Source organism: Pseudomonas sp. CM25 (assembly GCF_013179705.1).
In the GTDB taxonomy this organism is placed as follows: domain Bacteria; phylum Pseudomonadota; class Gammaproteobacteria; order Pseudomonadales; family Pseudomonadaceae; genus Aquipseudomonas.
Genome location: NZ_JABMCW010000515.1, coordinates 1 through 2,790 on the forward strand (window position 1 = coordinate 1; position 2,790 = coordinate 2,790).

Annotated in this window: 3 protein-coding genes; 1 reads left to right on the forward strand and 2 read right to left on the reverse strand. The window is 64.1% G+C overall.

Features of this window, described 5'->3' with window-relative positions; translation table 11 throughout:
* Window positions 1-62: 62 nt before the first annotated feature.
* On the reverse strand, window positions 63-221 hold the full coding sequence (locus tag HP546_RS28745; protein ID WP_172232814.1) for a hypothetical protein: 159 nt from the start codon (window positions 219-221) through the stop codon (window positions 63-65).
* A 245-nt stretch (window positions 222-466) separates the two neighbouring features.
* Here HP546_RS28745 and HP546_RS28750 point away from each other — a divergent pair, with 245 nt between their 5' ends.
* Window positions 467-1,465 carry a sensor domain-containing diguanylate cyclase gene (locus HP546_RS28750; protein ID WP_172232817.1) on the forward strand — a complete coding sequence of 333 codons (999 nt, stop codon included), beginning with the start codon at window positions 467-469 and terminating at the stop codon, window positions 1,463-1,465.
* 191 nt (window positions 1,466-1,656) lie between these two features.
* On the opposite strand, the gene HP546_RS28755 is transcribed toward HP546_RS28750, so the two are convergent.
* The coding region (locus tag HP546_RS28755; protein WP_172232820.1) for an NAD(P)/FAD-dependent oxidoreductase at window positions 1,657-2,790 on the reverse strand (1,134 nt) is incomplete at its 5' end.

A 2,790-nucleotide genomic window follows, 5' to 3' on the forward strand; every position in this document is an offset into this window, starting at 1 on the left:
TGCTCCATGCTGCGGCGCAGAGCCTTTGGCGGCGGTGGAAGTGCCCTGCAGCGCCCAGTGTTTCAAAGCCCAAAGGACACCCATGCCCACGCCACCGGCCAGGGCCGCGCCCAGTCTTCAGGAATGCCAGCACCCAGGTACATGGCCACCAGCACGGACAGGTTCCAGCCGAAGCACATGGTGATGGCCGTGCCGGCTTGGTAGGGTAGGCATCGCCGCATGGCGTTTGCCCGGCGCCGAGGGCAACCAGAAGGTTGCCGCTGTGGAAGAGGCGTTGCTGCAACTGGCTTGAGCCGTTGCCGGGGAAAACCGTAGGCAAATAGCGCGTTGGGGCTATTCCGGTGGCGGCACGTCGGGCATATGCTTGCCCGTCAAAGGCATGATGTTGCCGTCTGCGGCAATTGCCATCATCGTCGGCAGCCCCTATGAAACGGGGCGCAGTTGCTGGGCATCAGGGAGAGCGTCCATGAATCAGGAAACCAGGCCGGCACCTGCCGGCTTCAGTGAACAGCAGCTGCACACCTTGTTCGAATTGATCAGTGATGGCATCTGGGACTGGAATGCCAACACCGGCTATGTCTACCGCAACCCAGGCTGGTACGCCATGCTCGGGTACCCCAGCCATTCCATGGACAACTCGGTCCTCACCTGGGAAAACGTCATTCACCCAGAGGACTACCCGCGGGTAATGGCGCATTTCGAAGCGTATATCCAGCAGCGCAACGAACATTACCTGGTCGAGTACCGCTGCCGGTGCCGCGATGGCAGCTACCTGTGGATCGAAGACAGCGGCTACATCATCGCCCGCAACGAGGACGGCTCGGTCGCGCGCATGCTGGGTGCCCACCGCAACATCGATGCCGGCAAGCGCCTGGTGGCGCAGCTGGAGCAGAAGAATAAGTCGCTGGAGTGCCAGGTGGCCGAACGCACCCGTGAGTTGTCCTGGGTGAACCAGCAGCTGCAGCGGCAACTGGACGAAAACCGCGAACTGGCCGAGCGCGATGCACTGACCCGCATTGCCAACCGTTATCGGCTGGAAAAGGCTTTGCAGCGGGAATGCGAGCGAGCCCAGCGCTTTCGCCAGCCATTGTCGCTGATCGCCATGGATCTGGATGATTTCAAGCCGATCAACGATTGTTACGGCCACGCTCGCGGCGACGCGGCGCTGGTACGGGTGGCCGAGAACTTGCGCACATGCCTGCGCGATATGGACCTGTTGGCCCGCTGGGGCGGTGACGAGTTCGTCATTGTGCTGCCGCAGACCACGCTGGGGGAGGCATTGGATGTGGCAGTGCGCTTGCGCCGGGTAATGGAGCAGGTGGAGCCGGTGGGGGATTGTCGGTTGACCATGAGTTATGGCGTGGTGCAGTGGCAGGAAGGGGAGGACCAGCAGGCGCTGCTGGCGCGTGCCGACCAAGCGCTTTACCGGGCCAAGGGGGCCGGGAAGAACGCCATAGGTCAGTGAGTTGGTTTATGGTTTTAGGATATCGCATCAGGGCTGACAGGTGCTTGCCGCGAGAGGTGCAGCGCCTGTGGCAAGCACCTATCAGCCCAGACGATCCATGTGGCCTCCCGCCATCACCCCTACCCCAGACAAAAAAACACCCGCAACGCCTCACGGCGCAGCGGGTAAAATCGGCCTGGGCCGCTTCAGTGTCAGATATGCAGGGCGTGGCCCAGCGCGCGCAGCGCCGCTTCCTGTACCGCTTCACCCAGCGTCGGGTGCGCATGGATGGTGCCGGCCACGTCTTCCAAGCATGCGCCCATTTCCAGCGACTGGGCAAATGCCGTGGACAGCTCGGAAACCGCCACGCCCACCGCCTGCCAACCCAGGATCAGGTGGTTGTCGCGGCGCGCCACCACGCGCACGAAACCGCTTTTCGCTTCCAGGCTCATGGCCCGGCCGTTGGCGGCGAACGGGAACTGCGCGACGATGCAGTCCAGGCCTTGCTGGCTTGCCTGCTCCGGGGTCTTGCCGACCACGACCACTTCCGGGTCGGTGAAGCAGACTGCGGCAATCGCCGTCGGCTCGAAGCGGCGCGCCTTGCCGGCGATGATCTCGGCTACCATCTCGCCCTGGGCCATGGCCCGGTGCGCCAGCATTGGCTCGCCCGCGACGTCGCCAATGGCCCAGACGTTATGCATGCTGGTCTGGCAGCGCTCGTCGATGGCGATTGCGGCGCCGTTCATTTTCAGGTCCAGGCATTCCAGGTTGAAACCTTGGGTGCGCGGGCGACGGCCCACGGCCACCAGTACCTGGTCGGCCTCCAGCCGCAGTTGCCCGCCCTGGCCATCGGCGGCCAGCAGGCAGCCATTTTCGTAACCTTCGACGCTGTGGCCCAGGTGCAGGGCGATGCCCAGCTTCTTCAGCGACTCGGCCACCGGGGCGGTGAGCTCGCTGTCATAGGTCGGCAGAATGCGCTCGCGCGCCTCCACCACACTGACCTGCGCGCCCAGCTTGCGATAGGCGATGCCCAGTTCCAGGCCGATATAGCCACCGCCCACCACCACCAGGTGTTGCGGCAGGGCTTTCGGGGCCAGGGCTTCGGTCGAGGAAATGACCGCGCCACCCAGCGGCAGCATTGGCAATTCGACACTGCTGGAGCCGGTGGCCAGCAACAGGTGTTCGCACTGGATGCGCTGGCCATCGACTTCGACCTGCTTGCCATCAAGCACCTTGGCCCAGCCCTGCACCACCTTGACCCCGTGCTTTTTCAGCAGGGCGCCAACGCCGGTGGTCAGGCGGTCGACGATGCCGTCTTTCCAGGCCACGCTCTTGCCGATGTCCAG

Excerpts from the sequence above, each read along its gene's own strand:
- HP546_RS28745 (WP_172232814.1), bottom strand. The coding sequence starts at position 221 with ATGCGGCGATGCCTACCCTACCAAGCCGGCACGGCCATCACCATGTGC.
- HP546_RS28750 (WP_172232817.1), top strand. The coding sequence starts at position 467 with ATGAATCAGGAAACCAGGCCGGCACCTGCCGGCTTCAGTGAACAGCAG.